Annotated in this window: 29 protein-coding genes; all 29 read right to left on the bottom strand. The window is 57.2% G+C overall.

The window, feature by feature from the left end; all coding sequences use genetic code 11:
- Window positions 1-46: 46 nt before the first annotated feature.
- Window positions 47-433 (bottom strand): 50S ribosomal protein L17, encoded by a 387-nt coding sequence (gene rplQ / locus BM059_RS23795; RefSeq protein WP_003243945.1) that lies wholly within the window; start codon window positions 431-433, stop codon window positions 47-49.
- 43 nt (window positions 434-476) lie between these two features.
- Entirely contained in the window at window positions 477-1,478 is a 1,002-nt protein-coding gene (locus tag BM059_RS23790) for a DNA-directed RNA polymerase subunit alpha (protein ID WP_021444321.1), read from the bottom strand.
- A 22-nt stretch (window positions 1,479-1,500) separates the two neighbouring features.
- Entirely contained in the window at window positions 1,501-2,121 is a 621-nt protein-coding gene (gene rpsD, locus BM059_RS23785) for a 30S ribosomal protein S4 (RefSeq protein ID WP_036999704.1), read from the bottom strand.
- 17 nt (window positions 2,122-2,138) lie between these two features.
- A complete protein-coding gene (rpsK, locus tag BM059_RS23780; RefSeq protein WP_003243933.1) occupies window positions 2,139-2,528 on the bottom strand; it encodes a 30S ribosomal protein S11 in 390 nt (129 codons plus the stop codon).
- Between the two features lie 30 nt (window positions 2,529-2,558).
- Window positions 2,559-2,915 (bottom strand): 30S ribosomal protein S13, encoded by a 357-nt coding sequence (rpsM, locus tag BM059_RS23775; protein WP_003463275.1) that lies wholly within the window; start codon window positions 2,913-2,915, stop codon window positions 2,559-2,561.
- Between the two features lie 133 nt (window positions 2,916-3,048).
- Window positions 3,049-3,165, bottom strand: a complete 117-nt coding sequence (gene rpmJ / locus BM059_RS23770; RefSeq protein WP_002555468.1) for a 50S ribosomal protein L36 — start codon at window positions 3,163-3,165, stop codon at window positions 3,049-3,051.
- A 28-nt stretch (window positions 3,166-3,193) separates the two neighbouring features.
- A complete protein-coding gene (gene secY / locus BM059_RS23765; RefSeq protein WP_036999706.1) occupies window positions 3,194-4,522 on the bottom strand; it encodes a preprotein translocase subunit SecY in 1,329 nt (442 codons plus the stop codon).
- Window positions 4,523-4,954, bottom strand: a complete 432-nt coding sequence (rplO, locus tag BM059_RS23760; protein WP_036999707.1) for a 50S ribosomal protein L15 — start codon at window positions 4,952-4,954, stop codon at window positions 4,523-4,525.
- A gap of 2 nt (window positions 4,955-4,956) precedes the next feature.
- Window positions 4,957-5,136 carry a 50S ribosomal protein L30 gene (gene rpmD, locus BM059_RS23755; RefSeq protein ID WP_003243922.1) on the bottom strand — a complete coding sequence of 60 codons (180 nt, stop codon included), beginning with the start codon at window positions 5,134-5,136 and terminating at the stop codon, window positions 4,957-4,959.
- Window positions 5,137-5,138: 2 nt separating this feature from the next.
- Window positions 5,139-5,639, bottom strand: a complete 501-nt coding sequence (gene rpsE, locus BM059_RS23750; RefSeq protein ID WP_036999708.1) for a 30S ribosomal protein S5 — start codon at window positions 5,637-5,639, stop codon at window positions 5,139-5,141.
- A 3-nt stretch (window positions 5,640-5,642) separates the two neighbouring features.
- The gene (gene rplR / locus BM059_RS23745) at window positions 5,643-5,993 is read right to left on the bottom strand and encodes a 50S ribosomal protein L18 (protein ID WP_036999709.1); all 351 of its coding nucleotides are present in this window, start codon (window positions 5,991-5,993) and stop codon (window positions 5,643-5,645) included.
- 11 nt (window positions 5,994-6,004) lie between these two features.
- Entirely contained in the window at window positions 6,005-6,538 is a 534-nt protein-coding gene (gene rplF, locus BM059_RS23740) for a 50S ribosomal protein L6 (RefSeq protein WP_017675613.1), read from the bottom strand.
- Between the two features lie 12 nt (window positions 6,539-6,550).
- Window positions 6,551-6,943, bottom strand: coding sequence for a 30S ribosomal protein S8 (gene rpsH, locus BM059_RS23735; protein WP_003243915.1), 393 nt, complete (start codon window positions 6,941-6,943; stop codon window positions 6,551-6,553).
- Between the two features lie 194 nt (window positions 6,944-7,137).
- A complete protein-coding gene (gene rpsN, locus BM059_RS23730) occupies window positions 7,138-7,443 on the bottom strand; it encodes a 30S ribosomal protein S14 (protein ID WP_003463288.1) in 306 nt (101 codons plus the stop codon).
- A gap of 15 nt (window positions 7,444-7,458) precedes the next feature.
- Entirely contained in the window at window positions 7,459-7,998 is a 540-nt protein-coding gene (gene rplE, locus BM059_RS23725) for a 50S ribosomal protein L5 (protein ID WP_017675614.1), read from the bottom strand.
- Between the two features lie 19 nt (window positions 7,999-8,017).
- Window positions 8,018-8,332 carry a 50S ribosomal protein L24 gene (rplX, locus tag BM059_RS23720; RefSeq protein ID WP_017675615.1) on the bottom strand — a complete coding sequence of 105 codons (315 nt, stop codon included), beginning with the start codon at window positions 8,330-8,332 and terminating at the stop codon, window positions 8,018-8,020.
- Between the two features lie 11 nt (window positions 8,333-8,343).
- Window positions 8,344-8,712, bottom strand: a complete 369-nt coding sequence (gene rplN, locus BM059_RS23715) for a 50S ribosomal protein L14 (RefSeq protein ID WP_003243907.1) — start codon at window positions 8,710-8,712, stop codon at window positions 8,344-8,346.
- Window positions 8,713-8,735: 23 nt separating this feature from the next.
- The gene (gene rpsQ / locus BM059_RS23710) at window positions 8,736-9,002 is read right to left on the bottom strand and encodes a 30S ribosomal protein S17 (protein ID WP_026088453.1); all 267 of its coding nucleotides are present in this window, start codon (window positions 9,000-9,002) and stop codon (window positions 8,736-8,738) included.
- Window positions 9,003-9,004: 2 nt separating this feature from the next.
- The gene (gene rpmC, locus BM059_RS23705; protein WP_003463299.1) at window positions 9,005-9,196 is read right to left on the bottom strand and encodes a 50S ribosomal protein L29; all 192 of its coding nucleotides are present in this window, start codon (window positions 9,194-9,196) and stop codon (window positions 9,005-9,007) included.
- Window positions 9,196-9,609 carry a 50S ribosomal protein L16 gene (rplP, locus tag BM059_RS23700; protein ID WP_003243901.1) on the bottom strand — a complete coding sequence of 138 codons (414 nt, stop codon included), beginning with the start codon at window positions 9,607-9,609 and terminating at the stop codon, window positions 9,196-9,198. Before rplP ends, rpmC begins: the two co-directional genes overlap by 1 nt.
- Before the next feature lie 12 nt (window positions 9,610-9,621).
- Window positions 9,622-10,308, bottom strand: coding sequence for a 30S ribosomal protein S3 (rpsC, locus tag BM059_RS23695; RefSeq protein ID WP_017675617.1), 687 nt, complete (start codon window positions 10,306-10,308; stop codon window positions 9,622-9,624).
- Between the two features lie 13 nt (window positions 10,309-10,321).
- On the bottom strand, window positions 10,322-10,654 hold the full coding sequence (gene rplV / locus BM059_RS23690) for a 50S ribosomal protein L22 (protein ID WP_003103908.1): 333 nt from the start codon (window positions 10,652-10,654) through the stop codon (window positions 10,322-10,324).
- A gap of 11 nt (window positions 10,655-10,665) precedes the next feature.
- Window positions 10,666-10,941, bottom strand: coding sequence for a 30S ribosomal protein S19 (rpsS, locus tag BM059_RS23685; RefSeq protein ID WP_003463302.1), 276 nt, complete (start codon window positions 10,939-10,941; stop codon window positions 10,666-10,668).
- A gap of 16 nt (window positions 10,942-10,957) precedes the next feature.
- Window positions 10,958-11,782: a 50S ribosomal protein L2 gene (gene rplB / locus BM059_RS23680; RefSeq protein WP_017675619.1), complete on the bottom strand. Its 825-nt coding sequence runs from the start codon at window positions 11,780-11,782 to the stop codon at window positions 10,958-10,960.
- 14 nt (window positions 11,783-11,796) lie between these two features.
- A complete protein-coding gene (gene rplW / locus BM059_RS23675; RefSeq protein WP_003463306.1) occupies window positions 11,797-12,096 on the bottom strand; it encodes a 50S ribosomal protein L23 in 300 nt (99 codons plus the stop codon).
- Window positions 12,093-12,695 (bottom strand): 50S ribosomal protein L4, encoded by a 603-nt coding sequence (gene rplD, locus BM059_RS23670; protein ID WP_036999711.1) that lies wholly within the window; start codon window positions 12,693-12,695, stop codon window positions 12,093-12,095. The genes rplW and rplD overlap by 4 nt, the downstream gene beginning before the upstream one ends.
- A gap of 14 nt (window positions 12,696-12,709) precedes the next feature.
- Window positions 12,710-13,339 (bottom strand): 50S ribosomal protein L3, encoded by a 630-nt coding sequence (gene rplC, locus BM059_RS23665; RefSeq protein ID WP_017675621.1) that lies wholly within the window; start codon window positions 13,337-13,339, stop codon window positions 12,710-12,712.
- A gap of 83 nt (window positions 13,340-13,422) precedes the next feature.
- On the bottom strand, window positions 13,423-13,734 hold the full coding sequence (rpsJ, locus tag BM059_RS23660; protein WP_003463313.1) for a 30S ribosomal protein S10: 312 nt from the start codon (window positions 13,732-13,734) through the stop codon (window positions 13,423-13,425).
- A 155-nt stretch (window positions 13,735-13,889) separates the two neighbouring features.
- On the bottom strand, window positions 13,890-13,982 hold a 93-nt coding region (locus BM059_RS23655), incomplete at its 5' end, for an EF-Tu C-terminal domain-related protein (RefSeq protein ID WP_449240075.1).

Genomic DNA, 13,982 nt, shown 5'->3' with positions numbered 1-13,982 from the left:
AACAAAAAACCGGGCACTAGGCCCGGTTCTTTGTACAACCAGCAACTTACTCGGCAGCTTCTACCGAGCCGCCGACCGGACGGTCGACCAGCTCAACGTAAGCCATCGGAGCATTGTCACCAGCGCGGAAGCCGCACTTGAGAATACGCAGGTAGCCGCCGTTACGGGTGGCGTAGCGCTTGCCCAGATCGTTGAACAGTTTGCCAACGATGGCTTTCGAACGAGTACGGTCGAAGGCCAGACGACGGTTGGCAACGCTGTCTTCTTTGGCCAGGGTGATCAGCGGCTCGGCAACGCGACGCAGTTCCTTGGCTTTCGGCAGGGTAGTTTTGATCAGCTCGTGCTCGAACAGCGAGACCGCCATGTTCTGGAACATGGCCTTGCGGTGAGCGCTGGTGCGGCTGAGGTGACGGCCACTTTTACGATGACGCATGGTTCATTCCTTACCAAACTTGTTCGTTCGGTGATGATGACGATCAGGCAGTAGCCTTATCGTCTTTCTTCAGACTTGCCGGCGGCCAGTTGTCGAGGCGCATACCGAGGGACAGACCGCGAGAAGCCAGAACATCCTTGATTTCGGTCAGGGATTTCTTGCCCAGGTTCGGGGTTTTGAGCAGCTCTACTTCGGTGCGCTGAATCAGGTCACCGATGTAGTAGATGTTCTCTGCCTTGAGGCAGTTGGCCGAACGTACGGTCAGTTCCAGGTCATCGACAGGACGCAGCAGGATCGGATCGATCTCGTCTTCCTGCTCGACCACCACCGGCTCACTGTCACCTTTGAGGTCGACGAACGCGGCCAACTGCTGTTGCAGGATGGTCGCGGCACGACGGATGGCCTCTTCAGGATCCAGGGTACCGTTGGTTTCCAGGTCGATAACCAGTTTGTCCAGGTTGGTACGCTGCTCGACACGGGCGTTTTCCACCACGTAAGCAACCCGACGCACAGGGCTGAACGAAGCATCCAGCTGCAAGCGACCAATGCTGCGGCTTTCATCTTCGTCGCTCTGACGCGCGTCAGCCGGCTCATAGCCGCGACCACGAGCTACGGTGAGCTTCATGTTCAGCGCACCATTGGCGGCCAGGTTGGCGATTACGTGGTCGCCATTGACGATTTCGACATCGTGATCCAGCTGAATATCGGCAGCGGTAACTACGCCCGGGCCCTTTTTAGCCAGAGTCAGGGTCACTTCGTCACGGCCGTGCAGCTTGATAGCCAGACCTTTCAGGTTGAGCAGGATCTCGATTACATCTTCCTGCACACCTTCGATCGCGGAGTACTCATGGAGTACGCCATCGATCTCGGCCTCGACTACTGCACAGCCAGGCATGGAGGACAACAGGATGCGACGCAGCGCGTTGCCCAGGGTATGGCCAAAGCCACGCTCGAGAGGCTCGAGGGTGATCTTGGCGCGGGTCGAACTGACCTCCTGCACATCAATGTGACGGGGGGTCAGGAACTCATTTACCGAAATCTGCATGGATGCACCTATTTTCTAGCCCTTACTTGGAGTAGAGCTCGACAATCAGGCTCTCGTTGATGTCAGCGGACAGATCGCCACGAGCCGGTACGTTCTTGAACACACCAGACTTCTTCTCGGCGTCTACTTCTACCCACTCAACACGGCCACGTTGGGCGCAGAGCTCGAGAGCCTGAACGATGCGCAGCTGATTGCGCGATTTCTCGCGAATAGCAACGACGTCGCCAGCCTTAACTTGGTAGGACGGTACGTTTACGGTCTGACCGTTGACGCTGATCGCTTTGTGCGAAACCAGCTGACGGGACTCGGCACGAGTAGCGCCAAAACCCATACGGTAAACCACGTTGTCCAGACGGCACTCCAGCAGTTGCAGCAGATTTTCGCCGGTGGCGCCTTTCTGGCTGGCAGCTTGCTTGTAGTAACCGCTGAATTGACGCTCCAGTACGCCGTAGATACGACGAACTTTTTGCTTCTCACGCAGCTGGGTGCCGTAGTCGGACTGACGGCCACGGCGTTGGCCGTGGATACCCGGGGCTGCTTCGATGTTGCACTTAGATTCAAGCGCGCGAACACCACTCTTCAGAAAGAGATCGGTGCCTTCACGACGAGACAGTTTGCACTTGGGACCAATGTAACGAGCCATTTCTCACTGTCTCCTGATTACACGCGACGCTTCTTCGGCGGACGGCACCCGTTGTGCGGGATTGGCGTCACGTCGGTGATGCTGGCGATTTTGTAGCCGCAGGCGTTCAGAGCACGCACGGCGGATTCGCGACCTGGGCCTGGACCTTTGACGTTGACGTCAAGGTTCTTCAGACCGTATTCCAGTGCAGCCTGACCAGCGCGCTCGGCGGCGATCTGGGCAGCGAACGGAGTCGACTTACGCGAGCCGCGGAAACCCGAACCACCGGAGGTAGCCCAGGACAGGGCGTTACCCTGACGGTCGGTAATGGTCACAATAGTGTTGTTGAAAGACGCGTGGATGTGGGCGATGCCATCAACCACCGTCTTTTTGACTTTTTTACGAGTACGAGCAGCAGGTTTTGCCATGACTAAATTCCTGTCGATTCGCGAATGCGATTACTTGCGGATCGGCTTACGCGGGCCCTTACGGGTGCGAGCGTTGGTCTTGGTGCGCTGACCGCGAACCGGCAGACCTTTACGATGACGCAGGCCACGGTAGCAACCCAGATCCATCAAGCGCTTGATCTTCATATTCACTTCACGACGCAGGTCGCCTTCGGTATTCACCTTGGCCACTTCGCCACGCAGCTGTTCGATCTGCTCGTCAGTCAGATCCTTGATTTTCGCAGCCGGGTTTACACCGGTAGCGGCACAGATTTTCTGTGCAGTGGTGCGACCAACACCAAAGATGTAGGTCAGCGAGATAACAGTGTGCTTGTTATCCGGAATGTTAACGCCTGCAATACGGGCCATTCAGTGGAACTCCAATTGACAGCTACCTACGCCCCGGAAGCCAAGAAATAGGGCGCGAGATATTAACGCTGTAATAACAAATAATCAACCCGGCAGCGCACTAGCTGCCGGGCTTATCACGCGTGGTTCACACTCAGCCTTGGCGCTGCTTGTGACGCGGCTCTGCGCTGCAGATCACCCGCACGACACCTTCGCGACGGATAATTTTGCAGTTACGGCACAGCTTTTTCACCGATGCACGAACTTTCATTACCAACTCCTCGAACCTTACGGGTGGATCAGCGGAGCATGCCGCTGCCATAGCCCTTCAGGTTGGCTTTCTTCATCAGGGAATCGTACTGGTGAGACACGAGGTGCGATTGCACTTGGGACATGAAGTCCATCACAACCACGACCACGATCAGCAACGAGGTCCCGCCAAGGTAGAACGGAACGTTGGCTGCAACCACCAGGAACTGGGGCAACAGGCACACGGCCGTCATGTACAGAGCACCGAACATGGTCAAGCGGGTCAGAACGCCATCGATATAGCGCGCCGATTGCTCGCCCGGACGGATACCCGGAATAAAGGCACCGGACTTCTTCAGGTTTTCCGCTACGTCTTTCGGGTTGAACATCAGCGCTGTGTAGAAGAAGCAGAAGAAAATGATCCCTGCACTAAACAGCAGAATGTTCAACGGCTGACCAGGAGCGATAGCCTGCGAAATGTCCTGCAGCCAGCCCAAACCTTCGGACTGACCAAACCAGGCACCCAGCGAGGCCGGGAACAGCAGAAGGCTGCTGGCGAAAATGGCCGGGATTACGCCCGCCATGTTCACCTTCAACGGCAGGTGGCTGGTCTGCGCAGCGAAGACCTTGCGGCCCTGCTGACGCTTGGCGTAGTGCACCGCAATGCGACGTTGACCACGCTCAATGAACACCACAAAACCGATGATCGCTACTGCCAGCAGGCCGATGGCGATCAGAGCGAAGATGTTGATATCACCCTGACGAGCAGACTCGAAAGACTGCCCGATCGCCGACGGCAGACCGGCCACGATGCCCGCAAAAATAAGCATCGAGATACCGTTGCCGACACCGCGCTCGGTGATCTGCTCGCCCAGCCACATCATGAACATCGCGCCCGCCACAAAAGTGGTGATCGCTACGAAGTGGAAGCCGAAATCGACCGAGAACGCAACGCCCTGGCTAGCCAGACCAACGGACATGCCGATGGCCTGAACGAACGCCAGGACGAGAGTGCCGTAGCGGGTGTACTGGCTGATCTTGCGACGGCCAGCTTCACCTTCCTTCTTCAACTGCTCCAGCTGCGGGCTGACGGCGGTCATCAGTTGCATGATGATCGATGCCGAAATGTACGGCATGATCCCCAGTGCAAAGATGCTCATCCGCTCCAGCGCACCGCCGGAAAACATGTTGAACAAGCTAAGAATGGTCCCCTCATTCTGCCGGAACAGATCCGCCAGTCGGTCTGGGTTGATGCCAGGAACCGGGATGTGCGCACCTATCCGGTAGACGATGATCGCCAGGAACAGGAAACGCAGACGAGCCCAGAGTTCGGACAACCCGCCACCTGCCAGCGCTGAGAGAGCACCTTGCTTAGCCATTTAGTCCTCGAACTTACCGCCAGCTGCTTCGATAGCCGCACGCGCACCTTTGGTGGCGGCGATACCTTTAAGGGTGACCGCACGGGTAACCTCACCGGACAGCATGACTTTCACACGCTGTACGTGATGGCCAACCAGATTGGCATCCTTCAGAGCCTGCAGAGTTACAACACCGTCTACCTTGTTCAGCTCGGAGGTACGCACTTCAGCGCGATCCATAGCCTTCAGGGAAACGAAGCCGAACTTCGGCAGACGGCGGTGCAGCGGCTGCTGACCACCCTCGAAGCCCGGAGCGATGGAGCCACCGGAGCGGGAGGTCTGACCTTTGTGGCCACGGCCACCAGTCTTACCCAGACCGCTACCGATGCCACGGCCCGGACGGTGCTTCTCGCGACGGGCACCCGGCGCGGAACGCAGATCGTTCAGTTGCATGATTAACCCTCCACCTTCAGCAGGTAGTAAGCCTTGTTGATCATGCCGCGGTTTTCCGGAGTATCCAGAACCTCTACGGTGTGACCGATGCGACGCAGGCCAAGGCCCTTGACGCAAGCTTTGTGATTGGCCAGACGGCCATTGGTGCTCTTGATCAGAGTCACTTTGACGGTATTAGCCATGGTTAGAGAATCTCCTCGACGCTCTTGCCACGCTTGGCCGCAACGGAACCTGGAGACTGCATGGTCTTCAGACCCTTGAAGGTGGCATGAACCACGTTCACCGGGTTGGTCGAGCCGTAGCACTTGGCCAGAACGTTCTGCACACCAGCCACTTCCAGAACAGCACGCATGGCGCCGCCGGCGATGATACCGGTACCCTCGGAGGCCGGCTGCATGTACACCTTGGAGGCGCCATGAGCGGATTTCACCGGGTACTGCAGAGTGGTGCCGTTCAGGTCCACCTGGATCATGTTGCGACGAGCAGCTTCCATCGCTTTCTGGATAGCAGCAGGCACTTCGCGGGACTTGCCACGGCCGAAGCCGACGCGACCCTTGCCATCACCTACCACGGTCAGCGCGGTGAAGGTGAAGATACGGCCACCCTTTACGGTCTTGGCAACGCGGTTAACCTGAACCAGCTTCTCGATATAGCCTTCGTCGCGCTTTTGGTCGTTATTTGCCATAACTTAGAACTCCAGCCCGCCTTCACGAGCAGCATCAGCCAGCGCCTTGACGCGGCCGTGGTACTTGAAGCCAGAACGGTCGAATGCAACCTGAGTCACACCAGCGGCTTTCGCACGCTCAGCAACCAGCTCACCAACTTTCTTGGCCGCGTCGATGTTGCCGGTGGCGCCATCACGCAGTGCTTTGTCCAAGGTAGAGGCGCTGGCCAGAACCTTGCTGCCGTCGGCCGAGATGACCTGGGCATAGATGTGCTGCGAAGAGCGATAGACGCAGAGACGCACGGCTTCGAGCTCGTGCATTTTCAGGCGTGCTTTGCGAGCGCGACGCAGACGAGTAACTTTTTTGTCGGTCATTTTTCAGCCCCTTACTTCTTCTTGGCTTCTTTACGACGGACAACTTCATCCGCGTAACGAACGCCTTTGCCCTTGTAGGGCTCAGGACGACGGAAGTCACGGATTTCCGCAGCCACCTGACCCACCAGTTGCTTGTCGATACCCTTGATCAGGATTTCGGTCTGGTTCGGGGTTTCGGCCACGACGCCTTCCGGCAGTTCGTAGTCGATCGGGTGGGAGAAGCCCAGTGCGAGGTTCAGCACCTGGCCTTTGGCTTGAGCTTTGTAGCCCACGCCGACCAGCTGCAGCTTACGCTCGAAGCCTTGGCTGACACCGATGACCATGTTGTTCACCAGGGCGCGAGTAGTACCGGCCATAGCACGGTTCTGCTGATCGCCATTACGAGCAGCGAAACGCAGTTCGCTACCTTCCTGGATCACTTCCACGGACGAGTGAACGTTCAGTTCCAGAGCGCCCTTGGCACCCTTAACCGAGAGCTGCTGACCAGCGAGTTTGATCTCGACACCGGCAGGCAGCACAACGGGGTTCTTAGCAACGCGAGACATGCTTATCCCCCCTTAGAACACGGTGCAGAGCACTTCGCCGCCGACACCGGCAGCGCGCGCAGCGCGATCCGTCATCACACCTTTGTTGGTGGAGACGATGGAAACACCGAGACCGCCGCGAACCTTCGGCAGGTCATCGACGGATTTGTATTGACGAAGGCCAGGACGGCTCACGCGCTTGACTTCCTCGATGACCGGACGGCCTTCGAAGTACTTCAGCTCGATGGACAGTTGTGGCTTGGCTTCACCATTGACTTCATAACCCGCAATGTAACCTTCGTCTTTCAGAACTTTGGCTACTGCTACCTTCAGAGTGGAAGAAGGCATGCTTACGACGGACTTTTCAGCCATCTGGGCATTACGGATACGAGTTAGCATGTCCGCTAACGGGTCCTGCATACTCATGGGCTAGACGCTCCTGATACAAAAAGAACAGCCCGAGGGCTGTGGGATCATCCAAAAGCTCGGTACGGAAACACCAGGCTCAGGAGAGCCGGACATTCTAGAGACCGATCAAAAATGAAGCAAGCCCCAAAAGGGGCTTGTTCAATAAAAGGCAAAGCCGGCACGAGGCCGGCTTTGCTCTCAGCTACCGCTGATTACCAGCTGGCTTTCACCAGGCCCGGTACGTCACCGCGCATGGCGGCTTCGCGCAGCTTGTTACGCGACAGACCGAACTTGCGGTAAACGCCGTGCGGACGGCCGGTGATGCGGCAACGGTTACGCAGGCGCGAAGCGCTGGCGTCACGTGGTTGCTTCTGCAGAGCGACCTGGGCTTCCCAACGCGCTTCCGGACTGGTGTTCGGATTAGCGATGGTGGCTTTCAGCTCGGCACGCTTCTTGGCGTACTTGGCAACCGTTTGCTGACGCTTCAGCTCGCGGTTCTTCATGCTTGTCTTGGCCATTGTCCAGGACTCCGATCAGTTGCGGAACGGGAAGTTGAAAGCACGCAGCAGAGCGCGGCCTTCATCATCGTTACGGGCAGTGGTAGTCAGGGTGATGTCCAGACCACGCAGCGCATCGATTTTGTCGTAATCGATTTCCGGGAAGATGATCTGCTCTTTCACGCCCATGCTGTAGTTGCCACGACCATCGAAGGACTTGGCATTCAGGCCGCGGAAGTCACGCACGCGCGGCAGGGAGATGGACAGCAGACGATCCAGGAACTCGTACATACGCTCGCGACGCAGAGTGACCTTGACGCCAATCGGCCAACCTTCACGAACCTTGAAACCAGCGATCGACTTACGGGCATGAGTCACAACGACTTTCTGACCGGTAATCTTCTCGAGGTCGGCAACAGCGTTTTCGATGATCTTCTTGTCACCGATCGCTTCGCCCAGGCCCATATTCAGGGTGATCTTGGTGATGCGCGGAACTTCCATCACGTTCGCCAGCTTCAGTTCTTCCTTCAGCTTGGGCGCGATTTCCTTCCGGTAAATCTCTTTCAGTCGTGCCATGGTATTTACCTACGGATTCTCAAGCGCCAACCGGCTTCTGGGTGGACTTGAAGACACGAATTTTCTTGCCGTCTTCGGTCTTGAAGCCAACGCGATCAGCCTTGTTGGTCTCAGAGTTGAAGATGGCAACGTTGGAAGCGTGCAGAGGCGCTTCTTTCTCGACGATACCGCCTTGAACGCCCGACATCGGGTTCGGCTTGGTATGACGCTTCACCAGGTTGATGCCACCGACGACCAGACGGTCGTCAGCGAGAACCTTGAGCACCTTACCGCGCTTACCTTTGTCTTTGCCGGCGATCACGATGATCTCGTCGTCACGACGAATCTTTTGCATTTCGGATCTCCTTACAGCACTTCAGGGGCGAGCGAGACGATCTTCATGAACTTCTCGGAACGCAGTTCACGGGTCACTGGCCCGAAGATACGGGTACCGATCGGCTCTTGCTTGTTGTTCAGCAGAACAGCAGCGTTGCCGTCGAAGCGGATGATCGAACCGTCGGCACGACGAACGCCGTGACGGGTACGAACAACCACTGCGGTCATGACCTGACCTTTCTTCACTTTGCCGCGCGGAATTGCTTCCTTGACGGTGACCTTGATGATGTCGCCGATGCCGGCGTAGCGACGATGAGAGCCGCCCAGCACCTTGATGCACATAACGCGACGTGCACCACTGTTGTCAGCCACATCGAGCATGGATTGAGTCTGAATCATAAAATTTCTCCGACCCCTAGCCCTTAGACGTCAACGGCGCGTTCGACGACTTCAACCAGAGCCCAGGACTTGGTCTTGGACTGCGGACGGGTTTCGCGAATGGAAACCTTGTCACCGATCTTGCACTGGTTGGTTTCGTCATGAGCGTGCAGTTTGGTCGAACGCTTGACGTATTTACCGTAGATCGGGTGCTTTACACGGCGCTCGATCAGAACGGTGATGGTCTTGTCCATCTTGTCGCTGACAACACGGCCGGTCAGCGTACGGACTGTTTTTTCGGCTTCAGCCATGATCACTTACCTGCCTGCTGGTTGAGCACAGTTTTCACACGAGCGATGTCGCGCTTAACTTGCGAGAGCAGGTGAGACTGCCCCAACTGGCCAGTTGCTTTCTGCATGCGCAGATTGAACTGGTCGCGCAGCAGACCGAGCAGTTGCTCGTTCAATTGCTGTGCGGTTTTTTCACGAAGTTCGGTCGCTTTCATCACATCACCGTCCGCTTAACAAAGGTGGTGGCGAGCGGCAGCTTTGCAGCAGCCAGGGCGAAAGCCTCACGCGCCAGCTCTTCGGAAACGCCTTCGATCTCGTACAGGACCTTGCCTGGCTGGATCTGGGCTACCCAGTATTCGACGCCACCCTTACCTTTACCCATCCGCACTTCGAGAGGCTTCTTGGTAACCGGCTTGTCCGGGAATACGCGAATCCAGATCTTGCCGCCACGTTTTACGTGACGAGTCAGAGCACGACGAGCGGACTCGATCTGACGGGCGGTGAGACGACCGCGGGCTACAGACTTCAGCGCGAACTCGCCGAAGCTGACCTTGCTACCGCGCTGAGCCAGACCACGGTTGTGGCCGGTCATCTGCTTGCGGAACTTCGTACGCTTTGGTTGCAACATGATGCGTACTCCTTATTTCTTAGCAGCTTTACGAGGAGCGGGCGCTTGCGGCTTCAGCTCTTCAGTGCGGCCACCAATGACCTCACCCTTGAAGATCCAAACCTTGACGCCGATCACACCGTAAGTGGTGTGCGCTTCGTAGGTGGCGTAATCGATATCTGCACGCAGGGTGTGCAGGGGCACACGACCTTCGCGATACCACTCGGTGCGGGCGATTTCAGCGCCACCAAGACGACCACTCACCTGGATCTTGATGCCCTTGGCACCAATACGCATGGCGTTCTGTACGGCGCGCTTCATGGCGCGACGGAACATTACGCGGCGTTCCAGCTGCTGAGCTACGCTCTGTGCAACCAGCATACCGTCGAGCTCCGGCTTGCGGATCTCTTCGATGTTGATGTGCACCGGCACACCCATTTGCTTGGTCAGGTCCTGACGCAGCTTCTCAACATCTTCACCTTTCTTGCCGATCACGATGCCGGGACGAGCGGTGTGGATGGTGATGCGTGCGGTTTGAGCCGGGCGAGCGATGTCGATACGGCTAACGGACGCGCTTTTTAGTTTGTCTTGCAGGTATGCACGAACCTTCAGGTCGGCGTTCAGGTAGTCGGCGTAAGTGCGACCATCTGCATACCAAACCGAAGTGTGATCCTTGACGATTCCCAGGCGGATGCCAACGGGATGTACTTTCTGACCCATCTGATCGACTCCGTTACTTGTCCGCAACCTTGACAGTGATATGGCAAGACCGCTTGACGATGCGATCAGCACGGCCTTTGGCACGCGGCATGATGCGCTTAAGCGAACGCCCTTCGTTGACGAAAACGGTGCTGACCTTCAGGTCATCAACGTCTGCGCCTTCGTTGTGCTCGGCGTTGGCAACGGCCGACTCCAGCACTTTCTTCATGATCTCGGCGGCTTTCTTGCTGCTGAAAGCCAGCAGGTTGAGCGCTTCGCCCACCTTCTTCCCGCGGATCTGGTCGGCGACCAGGCGAGCTTTCTGGGCGGAGATGCGAGCGCCCGACAACTTAGCGGCTACTTCCATTTCCAAACCCCTTAACGCTTGCCTTTCTTGTCGGCAACGTGACCACGATAGGTACGCGTGCCGGCAAATTCGCCCAGTTTGTGGCCGACCATGTCTTCGTTCACGAGAACCGGGACATGCTGACGACCGTTATGCACAGCGATGGTCAGACCGACCATCTGCGGCAGGATCATGGAGCGACGCGACCAGGTCTTAACTGGTTTGCGCTCGCCCTTTTCCACCGCCGCTTCGACCTTCTTCAGTAGGTGAAGATCGATAAAAGGACCTTTTTTCAGAGAACGTGGCACTGTCGTATCCCTCTATTTACTTGCGACGACGGACGATCATGTTGTCGGTGCGCTTGTTAGCACGGGTTTTCGCGCCCTTGGTCGGGAAGCCCCATGGCGACACCGGATGACGACCACCGGAGGTACGACCCTCACCACCACCGTGCGGGTGATCAACCGGGTTCATGGCAACACCACGAACGGTCGGACGAACACCGCGCCAGCGCTTGGCACCGGCCTTACCCAGCGAACGCAGGCTGTGCTCGGAGTTCGAGACTTCGCCCAGGGTCGCACGGCACTCGGACAGGACTTTGCGCATTTCGCCGGAGCGCAGACGCAGAGTCACATAGGCACCTTCACGAGCGATCAGCTGGGCGGAAGCGCCAGCGGAACGAGCGATCTGAGCACCCTTGCCCGGCTTCAGCTCGATACCGTGAACGGTCGAACCTACCGGAATGTTACGCAGCTGCAGGCTGTTGCCCGGCTTGATCGGAGCCATGATGCCCGCAATCAGCTGGTCGCCAGCAGACACGCCTTTCGGCGCGATGATGTAGCGACGTTCGCCGTCAGCGTACTTCAGCAGAGCGATGTGAGCAGTACGGTTCGGATCGTATTCCACGCGCTCGACGGTGGCAGGAATGCCATCCTTGTCGTTGCGACGGAAGTCGACCAGACGGTAATGCTGCTTATGACCACCACCGATATGACGGGTGGTAATACGGCCATTGTTGTTACGACCACCGGACTTCGACTTTTTCTCGAGCAGCGGAGCGTACGGAGCGCCTTTGTGCAGCTCCTGATTGACCACCTTGACCACAAAACGGCGGCCAGCGGAAGTCGGTTTGCATTTAACGATTGCCATGATGCACCCCTTCCTTACTCAGCACTGCTGGTGAAATCGAGTTCTTGGCCCGGCTGAAGGGAGATAACTGCCTTCTTCCAGTCGTTACGCTTGCCCAGACCGCGAGCGGTGCGCTTGCTCTTACCCAGAACGTTCTGAGTAGTAACGCGCTCAACCTTCACGCCGAACAGGCCTTCGACAGCCTTCTTGATTTCCAGCTTGGTCGCATCGGTAGCGACTTTGAAAACGAACTGACCTTGTTTGTCAGCCAGAACCGTGGCCTTCTCGGAGATGTGCGGGCCAAGCAGCACTTTAAATACGCGTTCCTGGTTCATCCCAGCAGCTCCTCGAATTTCTTCACGGCCGAAACGGTGACCAGCACCTTCTCGTACGCGATCAGGCTGACCGGATCGGAACCCTGAACGTCACGTACATCAACGTGCGGCAGGTTGCGGGCAGCCAGGTACAGGTTCTCATCGACAGCGTCGGATACGATCAGCACGTCGGTCAGGCCCAGGCCATTGAGTTTGGCCAGCAGGGTCTTGGTCTTCGGCGCGTCAACGGCGAAGTCTTCGACCACGACCAGACGGTCGGTACGAACCAGCTCAGCAAGGATGGAGCGCAGAGCTGCGCGGTACATCTTCTTGTTCAGCTTTTGATCATGGTTGCGGGTGGACGCTGCGAAGGTCACACCACCGCCACGCCAGATCGGACCACGAGTGGTACCAGCACGAGCACGACCAGTGCCCTTCTGACGCCAAGGGCGCTTACCGCCACCGGAAACGTCGGAACGGGACTTCTGACCTTTGGTACCTTGACGGCCGCCAGCCATGTAGGCGACGACAGCTTGGTGAACCAGAGTCTCGTTGAACTCGCCACCGAAGGTCGCTTCGGACACTTCGATCGCCTGAGCGCCATTTACATTCAATTGCATCTCAGATTCTCCCCTTACGCCTTGGCAGCCGGACGAACGATAACGTCGCCGCCAGTAGCGCCAGGAACGGCGCCCTTGACCAGCAACAGATTACGTTCGGCGTCTACGCGCACGACTTCCAGGGACTGCACGGTAACGCGCTCAGCACCCATGTGGCCGGACATCTTCTTGCCCTTGAATACGCGACCCGGGGTCTGGCACTGGCCAATGGAACCCGGAACACGGTGGGACACGGAGTTGCCGTGAGTGTTGTCCTGGCCGCGGAAGTTCCAACGCTTGATGGTACCGGCGAAGCCTTTACCTTTGGACTGACCGGTCACATCGACCAGTTGACCAGCTTGGAAAATTTCAGCGTTGATCAGATCGCCAGCCTGGTAGTCGCCTTCTTCAAGACGGAATTCCAGAACGGTACGACCTGCCGCGACGTTCGCCTTGGCGAAGTGGCCAGCTTGAGCTGCTGTAACACGCGAAGCACGACGCTCGCCAACAGTGACTTGCACTGCGCGATAGCCATCGGATTCTTCGGTTTTAAACTGGGTGACGCGATTCGGCTCGATCTCAATGACCGTAACCGGAATGGAGACACCTTCTTCGGTGAAAATACGGGTCATACCCGCTTTACGACCGACTACACCAATAGTCATGTTGTAAACCTCATGAGTGTACGGGGCTTTCACCCGCTATGGCCGCCCATTTCAGAGCGTTACACGACTAAAACCGCCAGGTTTTAGCCGAGGCTGATCTGCACTTCCACGCCTGCCGCAAGGTCGAGCTTCATCAGCGCATCAACGGTTTTATCCGTCGGCTGGACGATGTCCAGAACACGCTTATGAGTGCGGATTTCGTACTGATCGCGCGCGTCTTTGTTGACGTGCGGGGAGACCAGAACGGTATACCGCTCCTTACGAGTAGGCAGAGGAATCGGACCACGCACCTGAGCACCAGTACGTTTCGCGGTTTCCACGATTTCCTGGGTAGATTGATCGATCAGGCGATGGTCAAAAGCCTTCAACCGAATACGGATTTGTTGGTTTTGCATTTTGACCTCAGATTCCAAGCTGCTAATTCCCACAGACGGACTACGCCCGTTCGAGGGAGGCGCAATTGTACGGATGCCCCCTGGGGGTGTCAACTTTTAACCAACCCAAAAGAAAAGGGCCCCGAAGGGCCCTTTTCCACACCGCAGATCGTTGATTACTCGACGATCTTGGCAACCACGCCAGCACCAACGGTACGGCCGCCTTCGCGAATCGCGAAACGCAGACCATCTTCCATGGCGATCGGCTT

The sequence above is a fragment of the Ectopseudomonas composti genome (assembly GCF_900115475.1).
Classification (GTDB): Bacteria; Pseudomonadota; Gammaproteobacteria; order Pseudomonadales; family Pseudomonadaceae; genus Aquipseudomonas; species Aquipseudomonas composti.
Note: the sequence above shows the minus strand (reverse complement) of the source record. Positions and strands in the feature narration are given on the sequence as shown.

What these genes read in the sequence shown, in the direction of transcription:
- secY (WP_036999706.1), bottom strand. Translation starts at nt 4,522, where the DNA reads ATGGCTAAGCAAGGTGCTCTCTCAGCGCTGGCAGGTGGCGGGTTGTCC.
- rplF (WP_017675613.1), bottom strand. Translation starts at nt 6,538, where the DNA reads ATGTCTCGCGTTGCTAAGAACCCCGTTGTGCTGCCTGCCGGTGTCGAG.
- rplE (WP_017675614.1), bottom strand. Translation starts at nt 7,998, where the DNA reads ATGGCACGACTGAAAGAGATTTACCGGAAGGAAATCGCGCCCAAGCTG.
- rpsK (WP_003243933.1), bottom strand. Translation starts at nt 2,528, where the DNA reads ATGGCAAAACCTGCTGCTCGTACTCGTAAAAAAGTCAAAAAGACGGTG.
- rpsJ (WP_003463313.1), bottom strand. Translation starts at nt 13,734, where the DNA reads ATGCAAAACCAACAAATCCGTATTCGGTTGAAGGCTTTTGACCATCGC.
- rplW (WP_003463306.1), bottom strand. Translation starts at nt 12,096, where the DNA reads ATGAACCAGGAACGCGTATTTAAAGTGCTGCTTGGCCCGCACATCTCC.
- rplB (WP_017675619.1), bottom strand. Translation starts at nt 11,782, where the DNA reads ATGGCAATCGTTAAATGCAAACCGACTTCCGCTGGCCGCCGTTTTGTG.
- rplP (WP_003243901.1), bottom strand. Translation starts at nt 9,609, where the DNA reads ATGTTGCAACCAAAGCGTACGAAGTTCCGCAAGCAGATGACCGGCCAC.
- BM059_RS23790 (WP_021444321.1), bottom strand. Translation starts at nt 1,478, where the DNA reads ATGCAGATTTCGGTAAATGAGTTCCTGACCCCCCGTCACATTGATGTG.
- rplC (WP_017675621.1), bottom strand. Translation starts at nt 13,339, where the DNA reads ATGACTATTGGTGTAGTCGGTCGTAAAGCGGGTATGACCCGTATTTTC.
- rpmC (WP_003463299.1), bottom strand. Translation starts at nt 9,196, where the DNA reads ATGAAAGCGACCGAACTTCGTGAAAAAACCGCACAGCAATTGAACGAG.
- rpsQ (WP_026088453.1), bottom strand. Translation starts at nt 9,002, where the DNA reads ATGGCTGAAGCCGAAAAAACAGTCCGTACGCTGACCGGCCGTGTTGTC.
- rpsC (WP_017675617.1), bottom strand. Translation starts at nt 10,308, where the DNA reads ATGGGTCAGAAAGTACATCCCGTTGGCATCCGCCTGGGAATCGTCAAG.
- rplR (WP_036999709.1), bottom strand. Translation starts at nt 5,993, where the DNA reads ATGACCGACAAAAAAGTTACTCGTCTGCGTCGCGCTCGCAAAGCACGC.
- rplQ (WP_003243945.1), bottom strand. Translation starts at nt 433, where the DNA reads ATGCGTCATCGTAAAAGTGGCCGTCACCTCAGCCGCACCAGCGCTCAC.
- rplO (WP_036999707.1), bottom strand. Translation starts at nt 4,954, where the DNA reads ATGCAACTGAACGATCTGCGTTCCGCGCCGGGTGCCCGTCGCGAGAAG.
- rpsN (WP_003463288.1), bottom strand. Translation starts at nt 7,443, where the DNA reads ATGGCCAAGACAAGCATGAAGAACCGCGAGCTGAAGCGTCAGCAAACG.
- rpsH (WP_003243915.1), bottom strand. Translation starts at nt 6,943, where the DNA reads ATGAGTATGCAGGACCCGTTAGCGGACATGCTAACTCGTATCCGTAAT.
- rplX (WP_017675615.1), bottom strand. Translation starts at nt 8,332, where the DNA reads ATGCAAAAGATTCGTCGTGACGACGAGATCATCGTGATCGCCGGCAAA.
- rpmD (WP_003243922.1), bottom strand. Translation starts at nt 5,136, where the DNA reads ATGGCTAATACCGTCAAAGTGACTCTGATCAAGAGCACCAATGGCCGT.
- rpsM (WP_003463275.1), bottom strand. Translation starts at nt 2,915, where the DNA reads ATGGCCCGTATTGCAGGCGTTAACATTCCGGATAACAAGCACACTGTT.
- rpsE (WP_036999708.1), bottom strand. Translation starts at nt 5,639, where the DNA reads ATGGCAAATAACGACCAAAAGCGCGACGAAGGCTATATCGAGAAGCTG.
- rpmJ (WP_002555468.1), bottom strand. Translation starts at nt 3,165, where the DNA reads ATGAAAGTTCGTGCATCGGTGAAAAAGCTGTGCCGTAACTGCAAAATT.
- rplN (WP_003243907.1), bottom strand. Translation starts at nt 8,712, where the DNA reads ATGATTCAGACTCAATCCATGCTCGATGTGGCTGACAACAGTGGTGCA.
- rplD (WP_036999711.1), bottom strand. Translation starts at nt 12,695, where the DNA reads ATGCAATTGAATGTAAATGGCGCTCAGGCGATCGAAGTGTCCGAAGCG.
- rpsD (WP_036999704.1), bottom strand. Translation starts at nt 2,121, where the DNA reads ATGGCTCGTTACATTGGTCCCAAGTGCAAACTGTCTCGTCGTGAAGGC.
- rplV (WP_003103908.1), bottom strand. Translation starts at nt 10,654, where the DNA reads ATGGAAGTAGCCGCTAAGTTGTCGGGCGCTCGCATCTCCGCCCAGAAA.